20 protein-coding genes are annotated in these 21,860 nt (G+C 72.4%); 7 read left to right on the top strand and 13 right to left on the bottom strand.

Annotated elements, in window-relative coordinates; genetic code table 11:
• Window positions 1-182: 182 nt before the first annotated feature.
• The 7 genes from ACFC1X_RS03255 to ACFC1X_RS03225 form a co-directional block, all read right to left on the bottom strand.
• Window positions 183-962, bottom strand: coding sequence for an ABC transporter ATP-binding protein (locus tag ACFC1X_RS03255; protein WP_376348282.1), 780 nt, complete (start codon window positions 960-962; stop codon window positions 183-185).
• Window positions 955-1,884 carry an ABC transporter permease gene (locus tag ACFC1X_RS03250; protein WP_376348280.1) on the bottom strand — a complete coding sequence of 310 codons (930 nt, stop codon included), beginning with the start codon at window positions 1,882-1,884 and terminating at the stop codon, window positions 955-957. The genes ACFC1X_RS03255 and ACFC1X_RS03250 overlap by 8 nt, the downstream gene beginning before the upstream one ends.
• Window positions 1,885-1,981: 97 nt before the next feature.
• The gene (locus ACFC1X_RS03245) at window positions 1,982-2,854 is read right to left on the bottom strand and encodes a glycosyltransferase family 2 protein (protein ID WP_376348538.1); all 873 of its coding nucleotides are present in this window, start codon (window positions 2,852-2,854) and stop codon (window positions 1,982-1,984) included.
• An 8-nt stretch (window positions 2,855-2,862) separates the two neighbouring features.
• On the bottom strand, window positions 2,863-3,642 hold the full coding sequence (locus ACFC1X_RS03240; protein ID WP_376348279.1) for a CDP-alcohol phosphatidyltransferase family protein: 780 nt from the start codon (window positions 3,640-3,642) through the stop codon (window positions 2,863-2,865).
• Entirely contained in the window at window positions 3,620-4,681 is a 1,062-nt protein-coding gene (locus ACFC1X_RS03235; protein ID WP_376348278.1) for an iron-containing alcohol dehydrogenase family protein, read from the bottom strand. Before ACFC1X_RS03235 ends, ACFC1X_RS03240 begins: the two co-directional genes overlap by 23 nt.
• Complete coding sequence (locus ACFC1X_RS03230) at window positions 4,669-5,421, bottom strand: sugar phosphate nucleotidyltransferase (protein ID WP_122620666.1); 753 nt, start codon at window positions 5,419-5,421, stop codon at window positions 4,669-4,671. The genes ACFC1X_RS03235 and ACFC1X_RS03230 overlap by 13 nt, the downstream gene beginning before the upstream one ends.
• Entirely contained in the window at window positions 5,418-7,241 is a 1,824-nt protein-coding gene (locus ACFC1X_RS03225) for a DUF5941 domain-containing protein (protein ID WP_376348276.1), read from the bottom strand. Before ACFC1X_RS03225 ends, ACFC1X_RS03230 begins: the two co-directional genes overlap by 4 nt.
• A 477-nt stretch (window positions 7,242-7,718) precedes the next feature.
• On the opposite strand from ACFC1X_RS03225, the gene ACFC1X_RS03220 reads away from it, so the two are divergent.
• Both ACFC1X_RS03220 and idi read left to right on the top strand, forming a co-directional pair.
• A complete protein-coding gene (locus ACFC1X_RS03220) occupies window positions 7,719-8,657 on the top strand; it encodes a cation diffusion facilitator family transporter (RefSeq protein ID WP_376348275.1) in 939 nt (312 codons plus the stop codon).
• 264 nt (window positions 8,658-8,921) lie between these two features.
• Window positions 8,922-9,515, top strand: a complete 594-nt coding sequence (gene idi / locus ACFC1X_RS03215) for an isopentenyl-diphosphate Delta-isomerase (RefSeq protein ID WP_376348273.1) — start codon at window positions 8,922-8,924, stop codon at window positions 9,513-9,515.
• A gap of 3 nt (window positions 9,516-9,518) precedes the next feature.
• On the opposite strand, the gene ACFC1X_RS03210 is transcribed toward idi, so the two are convergent.
• A complete protein-coding gene (locus ACFC1X_RS03210; protein ID WP_355831685.1) occupies window positions 9,519-9,971 on the bottom strand; it encodes an ATP-binding protein in 453 nt (150 codons plus the stop codon).
• Window positions 9,972-10,176: 205 nt separating this feature from the next.
• Here ACFC1X_RS03210 and ACFC1X_RS03205 point away from each other — a divergent pair, with 205 nt between their 5' ends.
• Entirely contained in the window at window positions 10,177-10,932 is a 756-nt protein-coding gene (locus tag ACFC1X_RS03205) for an enoyl-CoA hydratase/isomerase family protein (protein WP_376348271.1), read from the top strand.
• On the opposite strand, the gene ACFC1X_RS03200 is transcribed toward ACFC1X_RS03205, so the two are convergent.
• Together ACFC1X_RS03200 and ACFC1X_RS03195 are read right to left on the bottom strand one after the other, a co-directional pair.
• Window positions 10,919-11,554, bottom strand: a complete 636-nt coding sequence (locus ACFC1X_RS03200) for a DJ-1/PfpI family protein (protein WP_376348269.1) — start codon at window positions 11,552-11,554, stop codon at window positions 10,919-10,921. The genes ACFC1X_RS03205 and ACFC1X_RS03200 overlap by 14 nt on opposite strands.
• Window positions 11,555-11,604: 50 nt before the next feature.
• The gene (locus tag ACFC1X_RS03195) at window positions 11,605-12,564 is read right to left on the bottom strand and encodes a GlxA family transcriptional regulator (protein ID WP_376348267.1); all 960 of its coding nucleotides are present in this window, start codon (window positions 12,562-12,564) and stop codon (window positions 11,605-11,607) included.
• Window positions 12,565-12,676: 112 nt separating this feature from the next.
• Here ACFC1X_RS03195 and ACFC1X_RS03190 point away from each other — a divergent pair, with 112 nt between their 5' ends.
• The 3 genes from ACFC1X_RS03190 (at window position 12,677) to ACFC1X_RS03180 (ending at window position 16,257) form a co-directional block, all read left to right on the top strand.
• Window positions 12,677-13,546, top strand: coding sequence for a hypothetical protein (locus tag ACFC1X_RS03190; RefSeq protein WP_376348265.1), 870 nt, complete (start codon window positions 12,677-12,679; stop codon window positions 13,544-13,546).
• A 93-nt stretch (window positions 13,547-13,639) separates the two neighbouring features.
• Window positions 13,640-13,771 (top strand): LPFR motif small protein, encoded by a 132-nt coding sequence (locus ACFC1X_RS03185; protein ID WP_277343337.1) that lies wholly within the window; start codon window positions 13,640-13,642, stop codon window positions 13,769-13,771.
• A 143-nt stretch (window positions 13,772-13,914) separates the two neighbouring features.
• Window positions 13,915-16,257, top strand: coding sequence for a Tex family protein (locus ACFC1X_RS03180; RefSeq protein WP_376348263.1), 2,343 nt, complete (start codon window positions 13,915-13,917; stop codon window positions 16,255-16,257).
• Between the two features lie 30 nt (window positions 16,258-16,287).
• Here the strand turns inward: ACFC1X_RS03180 and ACFC1X_RS03175 are convergent, their stop codons facing one another.
• Both ACFC1X_RS03175 and ACFC1X_RS03170 read right to left on the bottom strand, forming a co-directional pair.
• Window positions 16,288-17,934: an ABC-F family ATP-binding cassette domain-containing protein gene (locus ACFC1X_RS03175; protein WP_376348261.1), complete on the bottom strand. Its 1,647-nt coding sequence runs from the start codon at window positions 17,932-17,934 to the stop codon at window positions 16,288-16,290.
• Between the two features lie 35 nt (window positions 17,935-17,969).
• A complete protein-coding gene (locus ACFC1X_RS03170; RefSeq protein WP_376348259.1) occupies window positions 17,970-19,001 on the bottom strand; it encodes an oxidoreductase in 1,032 nt (343 codons plus the stop codon).
• A gap of 66 nt (window positions 19,002-19,067) precedes the next feature.
• Between ACFC1X_RS03170 and ACFC1X_RS03165 the strand changes: the two genes are divergently transcribed.
• Window positions 19,068-20,021, top strand: a complete 954-nt coding sequence (locus tag ACFC1X_RS03165; protein WP_376348257.1) for an FAD-dependent oxidoreductase — start codon at window positions 19,068-19,070, stop codon at window positions 20,019-20,021.
• A gap of 51 nt (window positions 20,022-20,072) precedes the next feature.
• Here ACFC1X_RS03165 and ACFC1X_RS03160 read toward each other — a convergent pair whose 3' ends face one another.
• Window positions 20,073-21,803, bottom strand: coding sequence for a BCCT family transporter (locus ACFC1X_RS03160; RefSeq protein WP_376348255.1), 1,731 nt, complete (start codon window positions 21,801-21,803; stop codon window positions 20,073-20,075).
• Window positions 21,804-21,860: the final 57 nt, after the last annotated feature.

Below are 21,860 nucleotides of genomic sequence, written 5' to 3'. Positions count from 1 at the left end.
AGGCCCGGTGGAGGATGTCGGGCATTATCGCCCCATGTGCCGCGTTTCAGGACCGGTCCAGCTTACGTTGTACAACTCACGGACTTCCCGCGGGGTGCTCGGCGCATCACAACAACACACCGATTCACTTCAAGATTCCTGAGAACACCAGGAGTTGACGGTTCCTTTGCACACGCCGGGGGCTACTTGCCCGTGAACTTCTCGTACTCCTTGAGCACCTCGTCCGTCGGGCCGTCCATGCGCAGTTCGCCGCGCTCCAGCCACAGGACGCGGTTGCAGGTGTCGCGGATGGACTTGTTGTTGTGGCTGACCAGGAAGACGGTGCCCGCTTCCTTCTTCAGCTCCCGGATGCGCTCCTCGGAGCGCGTCTGGAACTTGCGGTCGCCGGTGGCCAGCGCCTCGTCGATCATCAGGACGTCGTGGTCCTTCGCGGCGGCGATGGAGAAGCGCAGCCGGGCGGACATGCCGGACGAGTAGGTGCGCATCGGCAGGGTGATGAAGTCGCCCTTCTCGTTGATCCCGGAGAAGTCGACGATGTCCTGGTAGCGCTCCTTGATCTGCTCGCGGGTCATGCCCATGGCCAGGCCACCGAGGATGACGTTCCGCTCGCCGGTCAGGTCGTTCATCAGGGCCGCGTTCACGCCGAGCAGCGAGGGCTGGCCGTCCGTGTAGACCTTGCCGCGCTCGGCGGGCAGCAGGCCGGCGATGGCCCGCAGCAGCGTCGACTTGCCGGAGCCGTTGGAACCGATGAGGCCGATGGCCTCGCCCCGGTAGGCGGTGAAGGAGACGCCCCGCACGGCGTGCACCTTGCGCACGCCCCGGTCCTCGCCGCGCTTGATGATCCTGCTCAGGGCCGCGGTCGCGCTGCCCTTGCCGGTCTTGGCGCCGTTGACCCGGTAGACGATGTGCAGTTCGTCCGCGATGACCGTCGGCACCCGCTCGCCCTGCTGCTGCTCAGCCACGGCCGTACCTCTCCTCCGCCTTCCAGAAGTACACGAAGCCGCCCACGGCGAGGGCCACGGCCCAGCCGAGCCCGACCGCCCACACGTGCGGCGGCAGGTGCTCGCGGCCGTACCCGTCGATCAGCGCGAAGCGGATCAGATCCATGTAGACGGCGGCCGGGTTCCACTGGAGCACGTCGGCGAGCCAGGTCGGCTGATCCGCCAGCATGATCGGAATGGAGAACATGACACCCGAGCCGTACATCCAGGTCCGCATGATGAACGGCATCAGCTGGGCCAGGTCCGGGGTCTTGGCCCCCATACGGGCGACGATCAGCGCCAGGCCCACGTTGAAGAGGAACTGCAGGACGAGCGCCGGCACCACCAGCAGCCAGGACAGCGACGGGTAGCTGCCGAACCCGATCACCACCGCGAACATCACGATCATCGAGGCCAGCAGCTGCTGGAGCTGCTGCAGCGCGAACGAGATCGGCAGCGAGGCACGCGGGAAGTGCAGCGCGCGCACCAGGCCGAGGTTGCCGGAGATCGCGCGGACGCCCGCCATGGCCGAGGACTGGGTGAAGGTGAAGACGAACACACCCGTCACCAGGAACGGGATGTACACGTCCTTCGGCATGCCCTTGCCCGCGTCCAGGATCAGGCCGAAGATCAGGAAGTAGACGAGCGCGTTGAGCAGCGGAGTGGCCACCTGCCACAGCTGGCCGAGCTTGGCCTGGCTGTACTGGGCGGTCAGCTTCGCCTGGGAGAAGGCGAGGATGAAGTGCCGCCGGCCCCAGAGCTGACGGACGTACTCCACGAGGGACGGCCGGGCACCGCTCACGGACAGCCCGTACTTGGCGGCGAGCCGGGCCGGTGGGAGGCCCTCGTCGGGCGCCACGGGCTTGGTCATGGCGACCGTGCCGTCGTGCGTTGTCTCACTCACTGGTGGATACTTTCGTCTTCGGAATGCTCGGCCGCGCGGGCCTGGCACGGACCTGTCGGCCCCGGTCGGGGCCGGGACGCTCTCGGGTACGAGCTTGTCAGATCACCGGAGGGCGGCCCAGCCGGGTCAGGCGCCACACCGTACGCCACCGCATGGGCCGGCGGGGACCGCACGGGGTCGCCCAGCCTTCCCGGAAGCCGCCGAACCAGGCCTTCAGCGCAGGTCGCGAAGGGCGGCGCAGCAAGGTGAGCAGCATCCAGACGCCCAGGTAGACCGGGACCAGGAGCGCGGGCAGGTTGCGGCGGGCGAGCCAGACGCGGTTGCGGGCGACCATGCGGTGGTAGACCGCGTGCCGGGAGGGGGCGGTCGTCGGGTGGTTGAGCACCATGTCGGACCGGTAGTCGATCATCCAGCCCGCGTCGAGCGCCCGCCAGGCCAGGTCGGTCTCCTCGTGGGCGTAGAAGAACGCGTCCGGGAGGCCGCCGACCTGGGTGAGGACGCGGGTGCGCACGGCGTTGGCGCCGCCGAGGAAGGTGGTCACCCGGGAGGAGCGCATCGGGTCGGAGGCGCGCAGCCGGGGGACGTGCCGCCGCTGGGTCTCGCCGGTGTCCGGGTCGGCGATGCGGAAGCTGACGATGCCCAGCTCGTCGTCGGCCGCGAACGCCTCGCGGCACAGCTCGGCGGTGTCGGCGCGGGCGAGCAGGCCGTCGTCGTCGAGGAAGAGCAGGATGTCGACGTCGCTCCCGCCCGGTCCGAAGGCCTCGATGCCGACGTTGCGGCCGCCGGGGATGCCCAGGTTCTCGGGCAGCTCGACGGTGCGCACGCCGTCCGGCACCTCCGGGACGGGCGAGCCGTTGCCGACGACGACGACCTGGACCGGGTCGCCGTCCTGCTTGGCGACCGAGTCGATCAGGGCCCGCAGCTCCTCGGGACGGTTGCCCATCGTGATGATGACCGCGCCGACCTTCATGGGGCCGCTCACTTCAGCCTGCTGGAGGCGAGGATGGACACCAGGTGCAGCAGGGTCTGCAGCAGCGCGATGCCGGCGAGTACGGCGGTGCCGAGGCGGGTGAAGAAGAGGTCGCCGCGGCTCTCGTCGACGATCGCGAGGACGAGGATCAGCAGGGACGCCTCGATGCCGAGGATCAGCCGGTGGAACTTGAGCGCCCCGGCGGCCCGGCGGGCCAGCGCCATGCCGGAGGAGCGCGGCTCGGAGGCGGCCTCCTGGACCGGCTCCTTGCCCGTCTGGTGCCGGGCGACCCCGACGAGGTCCGTCTCGGCCTTGATCAGGATGGCGCCGAGCGCGGCCAGCGTGCCGAGGAAGGCCCACAGCCAGTCGATCCGCCCGGTGCCGAACACGTCGGCGGCGCGCAGGCCGAGGCCGACCAGGACCGCGGCGTCGGTCAGGTAGGCGCCGACCCGGTCCAGGTAGACGCCGGCGAGCGAGTACTGCTTGCGCCAGCGGGCGATCTCGCCGTCGACGCAGTCCAGCAGCAGGTAGAGCTGGACCGCGACGACGCCGAGCACGGCGCCCGTGATCCCCGGCACCAGCAGGGCCGGGGCCGCGAGCACGCCGCAGACGGTCATCAGGTACGTGAGCTGGTTGGGCGTGATCCTGGTGTTCACCAGGTAGCGGTCGATCCGCAGCGAGACCTCGCGCATGTAGAGGCGTCCCGCCCAGTGCTCACCGCTGCGCCGGTCCTTGACCCCCGCGGGATGGACGACCGGACGTAGTTCAGCTACCGATGGCCTTGACATAGTCGGCGTACAGGTCCTTGATCTGGTCGGTTTTCAGGTCGAGGTGCTCGAGGATCGTGTAGCGGCCGGGCCGGGTCTGGGGGGCGTACTCCACGGCCCGGAAGAACTCCTGGGGTGTGAAGCCGATCTCCTCCGGCAGCACCGGCAGCCCGTGCCGGCGCAGCACCCCGGCCATGTGAGCGGACTCCTCGTGGGCCCCGCGCAGGTACATCGCGAAGGCCGCGCCCAGTCCGCACTGCTCGCCGTGGGCGGCGGCGCGGGTGGGGAAGAGCAGGTCGAGGGCGTGGTTGATCTCGTGGCAGGCGCCCGAGGACGGCCGCGAGTCGCCCGACACCGACATGGCGATACCGCTGAGCACCAGCGCCTCGGCCAGCACCTGGAGGAACTCGTTGTCCCCGATGCCGCCCGGATGCCGGAGCACGGCCTCGCCCGCCTGGCGGGCCATCGCGGCGGCCAGGCCGTCGATCCGCTCGCCCTTGACCCGGTTGGCCAGCTCCCAGTCCGCGATCGCGGAGACGTTGGAGACGGCGTCACCGATGCCGGCGCGCACGAAGCGGGCCGGGGCCGCGCGGATGACGTCCAGGTCGATGACGACCGCGATCGGGTTCGGCACGCCGTAGGAGCCGCGGCCCGCGTCGTTGTCCAGGGTGGCGACCGGCGAGCATAGACCGTCGTGCGCGAGGTTCGTGGGCACGGCGACCAGCGGGAGGCCGATGCGCGCCGCGGCGAACTTGGCACAGTCGATGATCTTGCCGCCGCCGAGGCCCACGACCGCGTCGTAGTGGCCGCCCTTCATGGCGCCGGCCAGCTTGATCGCGTCGTCCAGGGTGCCGCCGCCGACCTCGAACCAGTCGGCGCCGGGCAGGGAAGGAGTGACGCGCTCACGCAGCCGGGCACCGGAACCGCCGCTGACGGCGACGGCGAGCTTGCCCGAGTGGGAGATGCGCTCGTCGGCGAGCACACCTCCCAGGTCGTCGAGGGCACCCGCGCGGATGTCCACGACCACCGGCGACGGGATGAGCCTCGTCAGTACTGGCACGCGATCTCCCGGCCCTTGGCGAGGTCGTCGTGGTTGTCGATCTCGACCCACTTGAGGTCGCCGATCGGCGCCACGTCGATCTTGAAGCCGCGGTTGACCAGCTCCTGGTAGCCGTCCTCGTAGTACAGCTGCGGGTCGCGCTCGAAGGTGGCCTTCAGTGCGTCGGCCAGGTCGGCGGCGGCATCGCCCTCGATGAGGGTGACGCCGATGTACTCGCCGGTCGCCTCGGCCGGGTCCATCAGCTTGGTGATGCGCTGGACGCCCTTGTCGGGGTCGACGACGACCTTCATCTCCTCCTCGGCGAGGTTCTTCACCGTGTCGAGGGCGAGGATGATCTTCTTGCCGTCGCCGCGGGCGGCGAGCAGGGTCTTCTCGACGGAGACCGGGTGCACGGTGTCGCCGTTGGCGAGGATCACGCCGTCCTTGAGGGCGTCACGGCCGCACCACAGGGAGTAGGCGTTGTTCCACTCCTCGGCCTTGTCGTTGTCGATGAGGGTGAGCTTGACGCCGTACTTCTGCTCCAGCGCCTCCTTGCGGTCGTACACGGCTTCCTTGCGGTAGCCGACGATGATCCCGACCTCGGTCAGGCCGACCTCGGCGAAGTTCGCCAGCGTCAGGTCCAGCACCGTGATGCTGTCCTCCGCACCCTCGGGGCCGACCGGGACCAGTGCCTTGGGCAGGGTGTCGGTGTAGGGGCGCAGACGGCGTCCGGCGCCGGCCGCCAGCACGAGGCCGATCATGCGGGTTCTCCTTCGTCGTGTACGGCGGGTGCGCCGACCTTGTGGGCGGCGACCCAGAAGCGGATGCTCTCCACGAGCACCACGAGTGCCACGGCCACGGCGAGGACCGTGAGCGCGACCTTGAACTGTGTGGCGGTGAGCAGCACGGCCAGCGCGGTGATCACCAGCGTGCGGCCCTCGTGCCCCCCGGTCGTCCGCACCAGCCACTGCGGCGACGCGCCCGCGTCGCCGCGGATGCGGTAGACCGTGTCGTAGTGATGGTAGGCGACCGCGGCCACCAGCCCGAAAGCCGCCGGAAGCGCCCCGTTCACGTCGGCGTTCGCCGCCAGTGCCAGGACGGTGCCGTACTCGGCGGCCCGGAAGAACGGCGGGACGAGCCAGTCGAGGGCGCCCTTGAGGGGGCGGGCGACGGCCAGGGCGGAGGTCAGCACGTAGACGATCGCGCCGAGGAGCGGCCAGGGGCCGCCGAAGTCGGTGAAGGCGGCCGTCGCGACGACGGCGAGGCCGCCGAGCAGGGCGAGCGCGGGAGCGGTGAAGCCGGGGAGCCGGCGGGCGGTCTTCGCGAGGCCCTTGGCGCCGGCCTCGCCGAGCGGGCCGGAGTCGGCGAGGTCGGCCAGCGCCTTCGCGGCCCGGTCGGTCCGCGTCGCCTTCCTGGTCAGCGAGCGCAGGACCCGGCCCGCCGTGGTGTACGTCGCGGCGAAGGCGCAGCCGATCAGCAGCGCGTAGAACGTGATCCGGGGGGTGGCGACCGCGGTCAGGACGGCGATCATGGCCCAGCGCTCGCCGATGGGCAGGACGATCATGCGGCGGAGCCAGACCGTCCAGCCGACGCTGTCGAGCCGGTCGGAGAGGGCGGCGGTGGGGCTGGTGTTGGCGGCGGCCGTGCTGTCGACATTCGCCTCGTTGAACGAGAAGTCGACGACGTGCCGGCAGGCCTGGAGGACCATCGCGCCGAGCGCGAGGGCCCACACGTCGTCGCCGCCGCGGGCGGCTCCGAGGGCCAGGCCCGCGTAGTAGGCGTACTCCTTGGCGCGGTCGAAGGTGGCGTCCAGCCAGGCGCCGAGCGTGGAGTACTGCAGGGAGTAGCGGGCGAGCTGTCCGTCGGTGCAGTCGAGGACGAAGGACGCGATCAGCAGGACGCCGGCGGCGACGAAGCCGGCGCGGGTGCCGGTGGCCGCGCAGCCGGCCGCTATCAGCGCGGTGAGCAGCGAGGCGGTGGTGACCTGGTTGGGGGTCAGTCCGCGCCGGGCGCACCAGCGGGCGATGTAGCGGGAGTAGGGGCTGATGGCGAAGGTGGTGACGAAGCCGTCGCGGGCCTTGACCGCCGACTTCAGGCGTACGGCCTCGTCGTCGACGGCGGCGACCGCCTGCCGGGCCTCGTTGCGGGCCTGCGGGTCGGCGGGGACGGCGGCGACGAGGCTGCCCAGTTCGGGGCGGTGCACGGCGGCGCCGTCGGCGTCGAGGGCGGCGGTGATCCGGTCGGCGAGGTTGTCCACGGCGACGGCCGTGCCGCCGCCCGCGGAGTTCTCGCGGGCCATCGCCCGGGTCAGCGCCTGGCGGCCGTCGGGGCGGGCGGTCACCGCGCCCGGGACGGCGGCGAGCGGGAAGCGCGGGTCGGTGAGGCCGAGGCGCAGGGCGTGCGGGTGGCCCACGAAGCGGGCGTCGACGACGGCGACCCGGTCCGTGGCCGGGACGCGGGCCAGCAGCGTCTCGGTGTCGGCGGCGCCGGAGGCGTGCTGCACGTCGAAGCCCAGGGACCGCAGTTCGCTCTCGATCGACGAACCGGGGACCGGCTGACCGGTGAGGATGGCGGTCGGCAACCGAACTCACTCCCTGGTGCCCGGTGCCTGGAACGCCGGGCCTGTGCATGGTGGGACGCCCGTGCCGGTGGCACCCGGGCGGCGTGTCGGCAGAGGCTATCGGATGCCGGGAACGCCGTGTTCACCGCCCGTTTCACAGTCGGTCGGCGCCGCTTGCACCCGCCTTTGCCGCGATCATCATCGTGGATTCGGGCCCCCGCTCACAAACCGCGCTCCCAGACCGGGCATCACGGACATCGCTCAGTGTCCGCGGGTGTTCGCGGAGGGTCAGGCCGGCCCGCGCGCCGGCCGTTCGGCCAACTGGCGCAGACGGGCCTCCCGAGTGTCGCCCACCCTCTGACCTGCGTAACGTTTACGCAGGTCAGGGCACATGACAACGGTGTTCAGTGCCGCGTTGCCGGATACCCCCTACCCGTAGTTGACTGTGATCCGGAGGCCGGGCGCCGGACGCCGGACAGACAGGGAGGCGGCTTTCTCATGGGGGCTGGGCACGATCACGGGCACGCGCACGGGGCGCCGGCCGGCGGGACGGCGACGGCCGCGTACCGCGGCAGGCTGCGGGTGGCGCTGGGGATCACCCTCACCGTCATGGTCGTCGAGATCGTCGGCGGGGTGCTGGCCGACTCGCTGGCCCTGATCGCCGACGCGGCGCACATGGCGACGGATGCCCTGGGACTGGGCATGGCGCTGCTGGCCGTGCACTTCGCGAGCAGGCCGGCCAGTGACCGGCGGACCTTCGGCTACGCCCGCGCCGAGATCCTCGCCGCCCTGGCCAACTGTCTGCTGCTGCTCGGGGTGGGCGGGTACGTGCTGTACGAGGCGATCGAGCGGTTCGTCACACCCGCCGGCACCCAGGGCGGGCTGACCGTCGTCTTCGGCGCGATCGGCCTGGTGGCGAACGTGGTGTCGCTGTCGCTGCTGATGCGCGGCCAGAAGGACAGCCTCAATGTGCGCGGCGCCTTCCTGGAGGTGGCGGCCGACGCGCTGGGGTCCCTCGCGGTGATCGTCTCGGCGCTGGTGATCCTGGCCACGGGCTGGCAGCCGGCCGACCCGATCGCGTCGCTGGTCATCGGTCTGATGATCGTGCCGCGCACGCTGCGGCTGCTGCGCGAGACCCTGGACGTGCTCCTGGAGGCGGCCCCCAAGGGTGTGGACATCGGCGAGGTGCGCGCCCACATACTGGCGCTGGACGGCGTCGAGGACGTGCACGACCTGCACGCCTGGACGATCACCTCGGGCCTGCCGGTGCTGTCGGCGCACGTGGTGGTGAGCGGCGAGACGCTGAGCGCGATCGGCCACGAGAAGATGCTGCACGAGTTGCAGGGCTGCCTCGGCGACCACTTCGACGTGGAGCACTGCACCTTCCAGCTGGAACCCGGCGGGCACGCCGAGCACGAGGCGCGCCTGTGCCACTGAGGGCACAGCGCTGAGGGTCCGGGGGCGCGTGCGCGCGGAAACGCGCCGTCGAGGGCCCCGGTCCGCCGTGCGGTCGCTCCCGGTGCCCCCGTGCCACCCCTCACGGTCAGGCCGCGGAGGTTCCCGGACGTCGCTGCCGGGCACGATCACCCATCGGGCCCCTCCCGCGACGGCGCCTGGGACATGCGGGTACGCCGGTAAGTCCCGGGAGTGCCGGATTCGTACGGCACACTTGGGGCGCGAGGACCGATGTGAAGGATGGGTATGCCGATCACTCCTGCCACCGCGACGCACAGTTCGTCGAACGGCACCGCAGACGCGATTTTGCTGGAACTGGTCGACGAGAACGGCGTGACGATCGGCACCGCGGAGAAGCTCTCCGCGCACCAGCCACCTGGGCAGCTGCACCGCGCCTTCTCCGTGTTCCTCTTCGACGAGCGGGGCCGGCTGCTGATCCAGCAGCGAGCGCTCGGCAAGTACCACTCCCCCGGTGTGTGGTCCAACACGTGCTGCGGTCACCCCTATCCCGGAGAGGCGCCGTTCGCGGCGGCGGCCCGGCGGACGTACGAGGAGCTGGGCGTGTCGCCGTCCCTGCTCGCCGAGGCCGGCACGGTGCGCTACAACCACCCCGACCCGGCCTCCGGGCTGGTCGAGCAGGAGTACAACCACCTGTTCGTCGGCCTGGTCCAGGCGGAGCCGCGGCCGGACCCCGAGGAGGTCGCCGGGACGTCCTTCGTCTCGCCGGCCGAGCTGTCCGAGCGGCACGGGCGGGACACCTTCTCGGCGTGGTTCATGACCGTGCTGGACGCCGCCCGTCCGGCCGTCCGCGAGCTGACGGGCCCCTCGGCCGGCTGGTGAGACCTACGGCAGGGCGTGCTTGAGCGGCAGCGCGGCCCAGATCACCTTGCCGCCGGTCGCCGTGTGGACCACGTCGCAGGCTCCGCCCGACTCCCGGGTCAGCTCGCGGACCAGCAGCAACCCGCGCCCGCCCGTCCGCCCGTAGTCGGTCTCCAGGGCGGTCGGGCGGTAGGGGTGGTCGTCCTCCACGGCCACCCGCACCCACTCGGGCCCGACGGCGACCTCGACGGCGAGCACCGGGGACAGCACCGCCGCGTGCCGGACCGCGTTCGTGACCAGCTCCGAGACGATCAGCAGCAGCGCCTGGGTCACGTCGTCGGAGACCGGCACGCCCTGGCGCACCAGGAGGTCCCGCACGGCGTGCCGGGCCTGCGGCACGGAGGCGTCCACCGCGGGGGCGGTGAACCGCCAGACCCCTTCGTACGGCAGCGGCCCGGCGGGCCCGGTCTCGTCCATCGTCCGGTCGCCACCCTTGGGCTCGATAGTCACCACACCCCTGAGTGTTGGTAACGCGTCGCTCCGCACCACAGGACTGAACACAAGTCAGCAGGTATCGAGCGGTTCTGACCGCCTGCGGAAGACACGGTCGCTCCTGGGACCGTTCCTGTCCCCGCTTGCCCGCCCGCTCGGACCGGGAGGGTCGCCGGATAGCATCCGGCCCATGGAGCCGCAGCTGCTGCACGGGGTCGCCGACTCGGTCGCCACCGTCGTCGTCCACCACCCGGCCAAGCGCAACGCCATGACGGCGGCGATGTGGCGCGCGCTGCCGCCGCTGCTCGACGGCCTGGCCGCGGATCCGGCGGTGCGGGTGCTGGTGCTCACCGGTGAGGGCGGGACGTTCTGCGCGGGCGCCGACATCTCGACGCTGCGGGAGTCGCCCGAGCGGGCGCAGCGGCTGGCGGTGCTCGCCGAGGAGGCGCTCGCCGCGTTCCCCAAGCCGACGCTCGCGGCGGTCCGCGGTCACTGCGTCGGCGGCGGGGCCCAGTTGGCGGCCGCCTGCGACCTGCGCTTCGCCGAGGAGTCGGCGCTGTTCGGCGTGACCCCGGCCAAGCTCGGCGTGGTGTATCCGGCGTCCGCGACCCGGCGGCTGGTCGCGCTGACGGGTCCGGCGACCGCGAAGTACCTGCTGTTCAGCGGGGAGTTGATCGACGCGGCGCGGGCCCTGCGCACCGGCCTGGTCGACGAGGTGCTGCCGGAGGGCGAGCTGGACAAGCGGGTCGCGGAGTTCACCCGCGTCCTGGCCTCCCGCTCGCCGCTGACGCAGGCCGCGGCGAAGGAGTTCGCGAACGGGCGCACGGACCGGGACGCCCACTGGGCCGAGCAGGCACGCGGCAGCGGCGACACCGCCGAGGGGGTCGCCGCCTTCCTGGAGCGCCGCACGCCGCGGTTCGGCTGGAGCGCCCCTACTCGGGGATGAAGCGGCTCCGGTCGCGCAGCTCCGCCACGAGGTGCGCGGGCGCCTTCTCCGGGGACCCGGCGTCGTAGGGTGGCTGGGGGTCGTACTCGGTCATCAGCTGGACCGCCCGCGCGTGGTCGTCGCCGGCGATCCGGCCGAGCAGCGTCAGACCCATGTCGATGCCGGAGGAGACGCCGGCCGCGGTGACGTACTTGCCGTCGGTGACCACCCGCTCCCCGGTCGGCTCGGCGCCGAAGCGCGTGAGGTGCTCCAGGGCCAGCCAGTGCGAGGTGGCGCGGCGCCCGCGCAGCAGCCCGGCGGCGGCCAGCAGCAGGGAGCCGGTGCACACGGACGTGGTCCAGGTGCTGGTGGCGTCGGCGGTGCGCAGCCAGTCCAGGAGGGTCTCGTTCTCCATCTGCGGGGTCTGCCCGGGCCCGCCGGGGACGACGACGATGTCGGGACTGGGTACGTCGGCCAGGGTGCGGTCGGCCGTGAGCGCGAGGTTGCCGGTCTCGTTGCGCACGGGGCCGGTCCGTTCGGCGACGAAGACGGTCTCCGCGTCGGGGAGGCGGCCCAGGGTCTCGTACGGGCCCACGGCGTCCAGGGCGGTGAAGCGGTCGAAGAGGACGATGGCGATCTGCACGGGGTTCCTTTCGCGGTCGGTCGGCGGGTGCCGGTGCGCGCGGGTGGGCCTCAGTGGGCCGGCGCGGGACGGAAGCGGCGGCGGTACTCCGCCGGTGAGGCGCCGAGGGCCTTGACGAAGGCGCGGCGCATGGCCTCCGGGGTGCCGTAGCCGCTGGCCCGGGAGACCTGCTCGACTCCGTCGCCGGTGTCCTCCAACAGCCGGCGGGCGTGTTCCAGCCGGATGCGGTCGACGTAGCGGCCGGGCGTCGTGCCGGTCTCCGCCCGGAAGGCGCGGGCGAAGTGGCGCGGCGAGAGGCCGGCCCTGGCGGCGAGGGTCTCCACGCCCAGATCGGCGCCGGGGTGTTCGGTGATCCACTGCTGGAGTTCCCGCAGCGGCTCCCGGCACGCGGTCTGGGCGGCGAGCTGGGCGCTGAACTGGGCCTGGTTGCCGGGGCGGCGCAGGAACACCACCAGATGGCGGGCGATGGTCAGGGCGGTGTCGCGGCCGAGGTCCTCCTCCACCAGGGCGAGGGCGAGGTCGATGCCGGAGGTGACGCCCGCGGACGTGGCGACGTGCCCGTCGCGGACGTAGATCGGGTCGGGGTCGACGTCCACCGCCGGGTGCTCGCGGGCGAGGCGGTCGCAGTAGGCCCAGTGGGTGGTGGCGCGGCGGCCGTCCAGGAGGCCCGCCCCGGCGAGCAGGGCCGCCCCGGTGCAGACGGAGACCAGGCGCCGGACGTGCGGTCCGTGTGCGCGCAGCCAGTCGGTCAGGCGGGGGTCGGGACTCCGGGTGCCCTGTCCGCCGGGCACGACCAGGGTGTCCGGGTCCGGCGCGTCGGCGAGCGACCGGTCTGGTACGACGGTCAGACCGCTGGACGTGCGCACGGGAGCGCCGTCCAGTGAGGCGGTGCTGATGCGGTACGTCCCGGGGGTGTGCCGCTCGGCGCCCGCGAAGACCTCCACGGGGCCGGTGACATCGAGGCTCTGGACCTGGTCGAAGAGGACGACGAGGACGGTTCGCTGCGCCATGCCCCGATTCTTCGCCCACCTCGGCAATGGCCGCAATGACGAGCACCCCACCTTTCCTGCCATGCGCGCTCACCCGTGGAGAACGTACTGAGCGGTTGGTAACGTGCGTGGCATGACAACTGCCGCCATCGACTCCCGCGCCGCACGCCGCTGCCACAACACGCTCAACTCGCTGCACTCGACGCACTACTTCTCCCCCGACACCGGCCGGGAACTGGCCGCCCTCGGGGTCACCGACCCCCGGGCCGTCAACTTCGCGGTGCGCGCCGCCGCGCTGGGCGCGGCCGGGGCCGGCACGGTGACGGCGGCCTTCTACAACTACAAGTACGAGCTGGTCGCCCGGCACGTGCCCGCCGTCTGGGAGACGGTCACGCCGGAGCAGGCCCTGGCGGCGCGCTCGCGTGCCGTCGACGCGACGCTGCGCCGTCTGCTGGGCGAGCCGGTCCTGGCCTCGGCGGAGATGGCGGAGGCGGCCGAGCTGGCCCTGCGTGCCGCCGAGGGCTGCTCGCGCGGCGGCCGTCCGCTCTACTCGGCGCACGCGGACCTGCCGGTGCCCGAGGCGCCGCACCTGGCGTTCTGGCACGCGGCGACCCTGCTGCGCGAGTACCGGGGCGACGGCCACCTCGCCGCGCTGCTGGCCGCGGACCTGGACGGTCTGGAGGCGCTGGTGACGCACACCGCGACCGGCCGCGGCATGGCCCCGAAGTGGGTCCTGTCCACCCGCGGCTGGACCCAGGAGGAGTGGGACGCCGCGAGGGAACGGCTGCGCGGACGCGGGCTGATCGACGACGCCGGCGAGCTGACCGAGCGCGGGGCGGAGCTGCGCGACGAGGTCGAGCGGGAGACGGACCGGCTCGACACCGCGCCCTACGCGCACCTCGGCGCGGAGGGCGTGGCACGTCTGACGGAACTCGCAACGCCCTTCGCGCGCACGGCACTCGGCGCGGGCGCCTACCCCGCGGACCTCTTCGGCAAGGGCTGAGGACACGCCCGGGCACGCACACAGGCATGGCGGGCCGGTTCGGAGGTACCCGTACCTCCCGGCCACAGGGCCGGGAAACGAAAGGGGCTTCTCGTGTTCCGTGCCATCGCAGACGTGCTGCGCCAGATCGGTGGCGCAGTCGCCACCGTGGTGACGCTTCCCTTCCGGGCCCTGGCCCGGCTCTTCGGCGGGGCGTCGTCCTCGGCCCGCGGCCGCAAGGCCTGATCACCCGCCCGGTGTGGGGGCGGTTCCGACCGGCCCGGACGACGCCCTGATCCCCGATTGTCGGTGCCACCTGCCACAATTGCCGCGCAACCTCAGTGAGAAGGCGGTACGGGATCGTGACGACACCCGGGTCCAGCGGGTCCATGGCAGTAGGGTCCATCGAGAGCAGGATCGCCGAGGAGCTCGGCGTGCGGGAGCGGCAGGTGAAGGCCGCGGTGGAGCTGCTCGACGGCGGCTCGACGGTGCCCTTCATCGCCCGCTACCGCAAGGAAGCGACCGAGATGCTCGACGACGCGCAGTTGCGCACGCTCGAGGAGCGGCTGCGCTATCTGCGTGAGCTGGAGGAGCGGCGGACCGCGATCCTCGACTCGGTGCGCGAGCAGGGCAAGCTCACCGAGGAGCTGGAGGCGCGCATCCGCACGGCGGAGACCAAGGCGCGCCTGGAGGACGTCTACCTGCCGTTCAAGCCGAAGCGGCGCACCAAGGCGCAGATCGCGCGGGAGGCGGGTCTGGAGCCGCTGGCCGAGGGCCTGCTGGGCGACCCGTCCGTCGATCCGCACGCCGCGGCGGGCGCGTTCGTCGACGCCGGCAAGGGCGTGGCGGACACCCAGGCCGCCCTCGACGGCGCCCGGTCGATCCTCACCGAGAAGTTCTCGGAGGACGCCGACCTGATCGGTGAGCTGCGTGAGCGGATGTGGGGGCGCGGACGGCTCGCCGCCAAGGTCAAGGACGGCAAGGAGGAGCCCGGCGCCAAGTTCGCCGACTACTTCGACTTCGCCGAGCCGTTCACCGCGCTCCCCTCGCACCGCGTCCTCGCCATGCTGCGCGGCGAGAAGGAGGACGTGCTCGACCTCGTCCTGGAGCCCGAGGAGGCGAGCGACGGACCGTCCTCGTACGAGGGCATCGTCGCGAACCGGTTCGGGATCGCCGACCGCGGCCGGCCCGCCGACAAGTGGCTCTCGGACACCGTCCGCTGGGCCTGGCGCACCCGCATCCTGGTGCACCTCGGCATCGACCTCAGGCTGCGCCTGCGCACGGCCGCCGAGGACGAGGCGGTGAACGTCTTCGCGGCGAACCTGCGCGACCTGCTGCTGGCCGCCCCGGCGGGCACCCGCGCGACGCTGGGCCTGGACCCCGGCTTCCGTACGGGGGTGAAGGTCGCCGTGGTCGACGCCACCGGCAAGGTCGTCGCCACCGACGTGATCCACCCGCACGTCCCCGCCAACCGGTGGGACGAGGCGATCGCCAAGCTGGCCCGGCTCGCCAAGGAGCACTCCGTCGACCTGGTCGCCATCGGCAACGGCACGGCGTCCCGCGAGACCGACAAGCTCGCCGGGGAGCTGATCACCAAGCACCCCGAGCTGAAGCTCACCAAGGTGATGGTGTCCGAGGCCGGTGCCTCCGTGTACTCGGCCTCCGCCTTCGCCTCGCAGGAGCTGCCGGACATGGACGTCTCGCTGCGCGGCGCCGTGTCGATCGCCCGGCGGCTCCAGGACCCGCTGGCCGAGCTGGTGAAGATCGACCCGAAGTCCATCGGCGTGGGCCAGTACCAGCACGACCTGTCCGAGGTGAAGCTGTCGCGCTCCCTGGACGCGGTGGTCGAGGACTGTGTGAACGGCGTGGGCGTGGACGTGAACACGGCGTCCGCCCCGCTGCTCTCCCGCGTCTCCGGCATCACCTCCGGCCTCGCCGAGAACATCGTCTCGCACCGCGACGCGAACGGTCCGTTCACGTCCCGGACCGAGCTGAAGAAGGTCTCGCGGCTCGGGCCCAAGGCGTACGAGCAGTGCGCGGGCTTCCTGCGGATCCGCGGCGGCAGCGACCCGCTGGACGCGTCCAGCGTGCACCCCGAGGCGTACCCGGTGGTGCGCCGGATGGTGAAGACCGCCGGGCAGGCAGTGGCCGGCCTGGTCGGCAACACGTCGGTGCTGCGGTCGCTGAGGCCGGCTGACTTCGTGGACGAGACGTTCGGTCTGCCGACGGTCACCGACATCCTGCGCGAGCTGGAGAAGCCCGGGCGCGACCCGCGGCCCGCCTTCAAGACGGCCACCTTCAAGGAGGGCGTGGAGAAGCTCTCCGACCTGTCGTCCGGGATGGTGCTGGAGGGTGTCGTCACCAACGTCGCCGCGTTCGGCGCGTTCGTGGACGTCGGTGTGCACCAGGACGGGCTGGTGCACGTGTCCGCGATGTCGAAGACGTTCGTGAAGGACCCGCGGGACGTGGCGAAGCCCGGCGACATCGTCAAGGTCAAGGTGCTGGACGTCGACATTCCGCGCAAGCGGATCTCGTTGACGATGCGGCTCGACGACGAGGCCGCCCCGCAGGGCGAGCAGAAGAAGGAGCGCGGGGGCAGCAGGCCGCCCAGGCAGCGGCAGCAGCGACAGGGCTCCGGCGGGGGTGGTGGCGGCAAGGGCCGGTCGTCGGCCGCGCCCGCTCCGTCCAACGGGGCGATGGCCGACGCGCTGCGGCGGGCCGGGCTGGCGTAGGCCCCCGGTGTGGTGGCGGGGGCGGGCCGCTCAGGCCGACGTCTCCGTCACCTTGCCGTCCGCCACCTCCAGGCGGCGCGTCACCCGGACCGCGTCCAGCATGCGGCGGTCGTGGGTGATCAGCAGGAGCGTGCCCTCGTAGGCGTCGAGGGCCGACTCCAGCTGCTCGATGGCCGGCAGGTCGAGGTGGTTGGTCGGCTCGTCCAGGACCAGGAGGTTGACACCCCGGCCCTGGAGCAGGGCGAGGGCCGCCCTGGTGCGCTCGCCGGGTGAGAGGGTCGACGCCGCGCGCATGACGTGGTCCGCCTTGAGGCCGAACTTGGCCAGGAGGGTGCGGATGTCCGCCGGTTCGGTCCCGGGGACACCGGTGCGGAAGGCGTCCAGCAGGGTCTCGGGCCCGTGGAACAGCTCGCGGGCCTGGTCGACCTCGCCCAGCAGGACGCCGGAGCCGAGCGCCGCGTGTCCGGCGTCGAGCGGGACCCGGCCCAGGAGGGCACCGAGCAGCGTGGACTTGCCCGCGCCGTTCGCCCCGGTCACCGCCACCCGGTCCGCCCAGTCGACCTGGAGGGAGACCGGGCCGAGGACGAACCCGCCGCGCCGCACCTCGGCGTCGCGCAGGGTGGCCACGACCGCGCCCGAGCGGGGCGCCGAGGCGATCTCCATGCGCAGGTCCCACTCCTTGCGCGGCTCCTCCACGACCTCCAGGCGTTCGATCATGCGCTGGGTCTGGCGGGCCTTGGCGGCCTGCTTCTCGCTGGCCTCGCTGCGGAACTTGCGGCCGATCTTGTCGTTGTCGTTGCCCGCCTTGCGCCGGGCGTTCTTGACGCCCTTGTCCATCCAGGAGCGCTGCGTCTGGGCCCGGTCCTGGAGGGCGGCCCGCTTGTCGGCGTACTCCTCGTACTCGTCGCGGGCGTGCCGCCGGGAGACGTCCCGCTCCTCCAGGTAGGCCTCGTAGCCGCCGCCGTAGAGGTTGATCTGCCGCTGGGCCAGGTCGAGTTCCAGGACCTTGGTGACGGTGCGGGTGAGGAACTCGCGGTCGTGGCTGACGACGACGGTGCCGGCGCGCAGGCCGGTGACGAAGCGTTCGAGGCGCTCCAGGCCGTCCAGGTCGAGGTCGTTGGTCGGCTCGTCGAGCAGGAAGACGTCGTAGCGGGACAGGAGGAGGGAGGCGAGACCCGCCCGGGCCGCCTGGCCGCCGGACAGCGAGGTCATCGGCTGGTCGAGGCCGACCGTGAGGCCCAGTGCGTCGGCGGTTTCCTCGGCGCGCTCGTCGAGGTCGGCGCCGCCCAGGGAGAGCCAGCGCTCCAGGCTGGTGGCGTAGGCGTCGTCGGCGCCGGGGGCTCCGTCGACCAGGGCCTGGGTGGCCTCGTCCATGGCGCGCTGGGCCTCGGTGACGCCGGTACGGCGGGACAGGAAGCCCCGGACGGTCTCGCCGGGGCGGCGCTCCGGCTCCTGCGGGAGGTGACCGACGGTGGCGGTCGGCGGGGACAGGCGCAGTTCGCCCTGTTCCGGCGCGGTCAGCCCGGCGAGCATCCGCAGGAGGGTGGACTTGCCCGCGCCGTTGGCCCCGACGAGGCCGATCACGTCGCCGGGTGCGACGACGAGGTCGAGCCCGGTGAACAGGGAGCGGTCGCCGTGGCCGGCGGCGAGGTTCTTGGCGACGAGGGTGGCAGTCATCAGGCCCACGATCCTAACGGCGTCGCGGGAACGGATCAGCCCGGTTTCGCGTGCCTCACCGCCGTCACCAGCACGCTTCCCGAGGCCCGCGCCACCACGAAGGCCTCCCCCTTCACCGCCCTCGCGTCCAGCGCCAGCCGGTGGCCGCCCGGTTCGAGGACGCCGTCGAAGACCTCGTGGACGTGGGTGCGGTGGAGCCGGTCGAGGCGGTACGCGGTGAGCCGTACCCGGCAGGCCGAGGTGACCTCGACCTCCGCGGCGTCGCGGGTGGCGGTGAGGCGGGTCAGGCGGCGCCGCTCGGCCGGTCCGCGGTCCAGGGCGTGTTCGATCTGGGCGACGAGCAGCGGGACGATCGGGGCGAGCCCGTCGACCTCGGCCACGTCCGCGCCGGCGTCCGCGAAGGCCCGGCGCACGGCGGCCCGCGCCTCCTCGGTGACCGCGCGTCCGAAGGCGACGGCGCCGTAGGTGCGCAGCTCGTCGGCGGGGACGGCACCGGCGTCCTGGGTGATGTCGGCGCCGATGCCGATGGCGCGCAGCGCGGCGGCCGGCCTGGCCAGGAGGGCGGTGCGGGCGTCGATGAGCAGGACCCGGCGGCGGGACCGGGCGGGGCCGTCGAGCAGGGCGGCGAGGGCGGCGCGGTACTCGGCGCCCGCGAAGCGGTAGGGGCCGATGCCCTGGTAGGAGTTGCGTTCCAGGTCGGCGTGGTCGCCGGTCTGCCAGGCGAAGTCCCGCCAGACGAAGTCGTCGCCGTCCCGCAGGATGACGGCGGTCACCGCGCCGCAGCCCAGGTCCTCGCACTCGGGGCAGCCGTAGATCACGTAGCGGCCGCCGGGCAGTGGCGCCTCGGTCTCCAGGAGCAGGCCGCGCACCTGTGCGGCGAAGATCGCGGGCGGCACGTCGGAAGCGAGCGGGGAGACGGCGTCCAGGTCGGAGAGCCGGAACAGGAGGGGCCGTCCGTCGACGACGAAGTCCACGAAGTCGCGGTGGACCTGGACGTCGCCGTCGGCGCGGACAGCACCGGCGCGCGTCGCCGGGGCCAGACCGAAGGTCGTGTACTCGGCAGCCATGCGGTGAGTATTCCCGGGCCGGGGCCGCTCCGAGCCCGGCATCGGGCATTCCGCTAACGTCCCCGTGTGGAAACCGAACTGGATGACGAAGTCGTCGTGGTCGGCGGCGGGGTGACCGGGCTGACGACGGCCGTCGTGCTCGCCGAGCGCGGCAGGCGGGTGCGGCTGTGGACGCGGGACCCCGTCGAGCGGACCACCTCGGTGGTCGCGGGCGGGCTGTGGTGGCCGTACCGGATCGAGCCGGTCGCGCTGGCGCAGGCGTGGGCGCTGCGCTCCCTGGACGTGTACGAGGGGCTGGCGGCGCGGCCCGCGGAGACCGGCGTACGCATGGTCGAGGGGGTGCTCGGCGAGACCCGCCCCGAAGACGTGGGCGCGTGGGCGGCGGCCCGGCTGCCGGGGCTGCGCGCGGCGCGGGCCGAGGAGTACGCGGGGCCCGGGCTGTGGGCGCGGCTGCCGCTCATCGACATGTCGACTCATCTGCCGTGGCTGCGGGAGCGGCTGGTGGCGGCGGGCGGTGTGGTGGAGAGGCGCCCGGTGGCCTCACTGACCGAGGCCGACGCGCCGGTCGTGGTGAACTGCACGGGCCTCGGCGCCCGGGAGCTGGTGCCGGACCCGGCCGTGCGTCCGGTGCGCGGGCAACTGGTCGTCGTGGAGAACCCCGGCATCCGGACCTGGCTGGTCTCGGCCGACGCGGACTCCGGGGAGACGACGTACTTCCTGCCGCAGCCCGGCCGGCTCCTGCTGGGCGGCACGGCCGAGGAGGACGCCTGGTCCACCGATCCGGATCCCCTGGTCGCCGAAGCGATCGTGCGGCGGTGCGCGGCGCTGCGGCCCGAGATCGCCGGGGCGCGGGTGCTCGGGCACCTGGTGGGGCTGCGGCCGGCCCGGGACGCGGTACGGCTGGAGCGCGAGACGCTGCCGGACGGGCGGCTGCTGGTGCACAACTACGGCCACGGCGGCGCCGGTGTGACGGTGGCCTGGGGCTGCGCGCAGGAGGCGGCCGGGCTGGCCACCCCCTGACACGGGCGGGGGCGGGCCCCGTGCGGGGCCCGCCCTCGGTCTCGCGCTCGGTCAGTGGTGGTGCTCGCCGATCGGGTCGCCCTCCACGTCCGTTCCGGCACCGGGTCCGATGCGGATCTCGTACTCGCCCTCGTACCGCTTGTGTCCCTCGATGACGGCCAGTTCGACGGCTTCGGAGGCCATCTCGCCGCGCACGATGAGGGGGTCGCGGCGCAGGTCGCGCATGAGCGCGACGCACATGAAGATCATCACGACGACGAATGGTGCCGCCGCCAGGATCGTCAGGTTCTGCAGACCGGTGAGCGCGTCTCCCTCGCCGCTGCCCACCAGGAGCATGATGGCGGCGACCGCTCCGGTCACGACGCCCCAGAACACGACCGCCCAGCGGCTGGGTTCGAGTGCGCCCTTCTGCGAGAGGGTGCCCATCACGATGGAGGCCGCGTCGGCGCCCGAGACGAAGAAGATGGCGACCAGGATCATCACCAGCAGGCTGGTGGCCGTGGCGATGGGGTACTCCTGGAGCACGGCGAAGAGCCTGCCCTCCGGGGTCGTCACGTCGCCGAGCCGGTTCTGCTCCTGGAGCCTCATCGCCGAGCCGCCGAAGATCGCGAACCAGATCAGGCTGACCGTGCTGGGGACGAGGATGACACCGCCGATGAACTGGCGGATGGTCCGGCCCCGGCTGATGCGGGCGATGAACATGCCGACGAAGGGCGTCCAGGAGATCCACCACGCCCAGTAGAAGACCGTCCAGCTGCCCAGCCAGTCCGCGACGCCCTCGCCACCGCTGATCTCCGTGCGGCCCGCCATCGCGGGCAGGTCGCCGAGGTAGCCGAAGACCGAGGTCGGCAGCAGGTCGAGGATGAGGATGGTCGGGCCCGCCACGAAGACGAACACGGCCAGGAGCAGTGCCAGCACCATGTTGGTGTTGGACAGCCACTGGATGCCCTTCTCGACGCCGGAGATGGCGGAGGCCACGAACGCCACCGTCAGCACCGCGATGATGCCGACCAGCAGTCCGGTGCTGACCTTGTCCATCCAGTCGAGCTGCTCCACGCCCGAGCCGATCTGGAGCGCGCCGAGGCCGAGGGAGGCCGCGGAGCCGAAGACCGTCGCGATGATGGCCAGGATGTCGATGACCCGGCCGCTCACGCCGTTGGCGTGCTTCTCCCCGATGAGCGGTGTGAAGACCGCGCTGATGGTCTGCCGGCGGCGCCTGCGGAACGTGCTGTAGGCGATGCCGAGACCGACCACCGCGTAGATCGCCCACGGGTGGAGCGTCCAGTGGAACAGGGTGGTGGCCATGGCCGTCGTCATGCGGTCGCCGGTGTCGGCGGGGTCGGTGCCGGGCGGGGCCGTGTCGAAGTGGGCCAGCGGCTCGCTCACGCCCCAGAACATCAGGCCGATGCCCATGCCGGCACTGAACATCATGGCGATCCAGGACACGGTCTTGAACTCGGGCTCTTCGCCCTCGGCTCCGAGGTGGATGCGGCCGTACCGGCTGGCCGCGAGCCAGAGGGCGAAGACGACGAACCCGGAGGCGGCCAGCACGAACGCCCAGCCGCCGTTGTGCATCAGACCGCTGAGCATGGTGCCGGAGGCGTCCTCCAGCGAATCGGTGCCGGCCGCGCCCCAGACGACGAAGGCCAGGGTCAGGGCCGCGGTGACGCCGAAGACGACGCGGTCGGTCTGGGGCTTGTGCTCGTGCCCCGGCAGGCCCGCCTCGGACCCCGGTAGTGTCCCTCTTTCGTGCTGTTCCTTGTCACTCGGGTCCTGCGTCACAGACGGCACCTTTCAAGTCGGTGAGGCTGAGAATAGTCCTCCGCTACGCCCTTACCA

Source organism: Streptomyces sp. NPDC056128 (assembly GCF_042263835.1).
GTDB lineage: Bacteria > Actinomycetota > Actinomycetes > Streptomycetales > Streptomycetaceae > Streptomyces.
The sequence above is the reverse complement of the archived record's forward strand: the minus strand, read 5'-3'. Positions and strand labels throughout refer to the sequence as shown.

What these genes read in the sequence shown, in the direction of transcription:
- ACFC1X_RS03245 (WP_376348538.1), bottom strand. Translation starts at nt 2,854, where the DNA reads ATGAAGGTCGGCGCGGTCATCATCACGATGGGCAACCGTCCCGAGGAG.
- ACFC1X_RS03240 (WP_376348279.1), bottom strand. Translation starts at nt 3,642, where the DNA reads ATGTCAAGGCCATCGGTAGCTGAACTACGTCCGGTCGTCCATCCCGCG.
- ACFC1X_RS03230 (WP_122620666.1), bottom strand. Translation starts at nt 5,421, where the DNA reads ATGATCGGCCTCGTGCTGGCGGCCGGCGCCGGACGCCGTCTGCGCCCC.
- ACFC1X_RS03220 (WP_376348275.1), top strand. Translation starts at nt 7,719, where the DNA reads ATGGGGGCTGGGCACGATCACGGGCACGCGCACGGGGCGCCGGCCGGC.
- idi (WP_376348273.1), top strand. Translation starts at nt 8,922, where the DNA reads ATGCCGATCACTCCTGCCACCGCGACGCACAGTTCGTCGAACGGCACC.
- ACFC1X_RS03210 (WP_355831685.1), bottom strand. Translation starts at nt 9,971, where the DNA reads ATGGACGAGACCGGGCCCGCCGGGCCGCTGCCGTACGAAGGGGTCTGG.
- ACFC1X_RS03205 (WP_376348271.1), top strand. Translation starts at nt 10,177, where the DNA reads ATGGAGCCGCAGCTGCTGCACGGGGTCGCCGACTCGGTCGCCACCGTC.
- ACFC1X_RS03195 (WP_376348267.1), bottom strand. Translation starts at nt 12,564, where the DNA reads ATGGCGCAGCGAACCGTCCTCGTCGTCCTCTTCGACCAGGTCCAGAGC.
- ACFC1X_RS03190 (WP_376348265.1), top strand. Translation starts at nt 12,677, where the DNA reads ATGACAACTGCCGCCATCGACTCCCGCGCCGCACGCCGCTGCCACAAC.
- ACFC1X_RS03180 (WP_376348263.1), top strand. Translation starts at nt 13,915, where the DNA reads ATGGCAGTAGGGTCCATCGAGAGCAGGATCGCCGAGGAGCTCGGCGTG.
- ACFC1X_RS03175 (WP_376348261.1), bottom strand. Translation starts at nt 17,934, where the DNA reads ATGACTGCCACCCTCGTCGCCAAGAACCTCGCCGCCGGCCACGGCGAC.
- ACFC1X_RS03170 (WP_376348259.1), bottom strand. Translation starts at nt 19,001, where the DNA reads ATGGCTGCCGAGTACACGACCTTCGGTCTGGCCCCGGCGACGCGCGCC.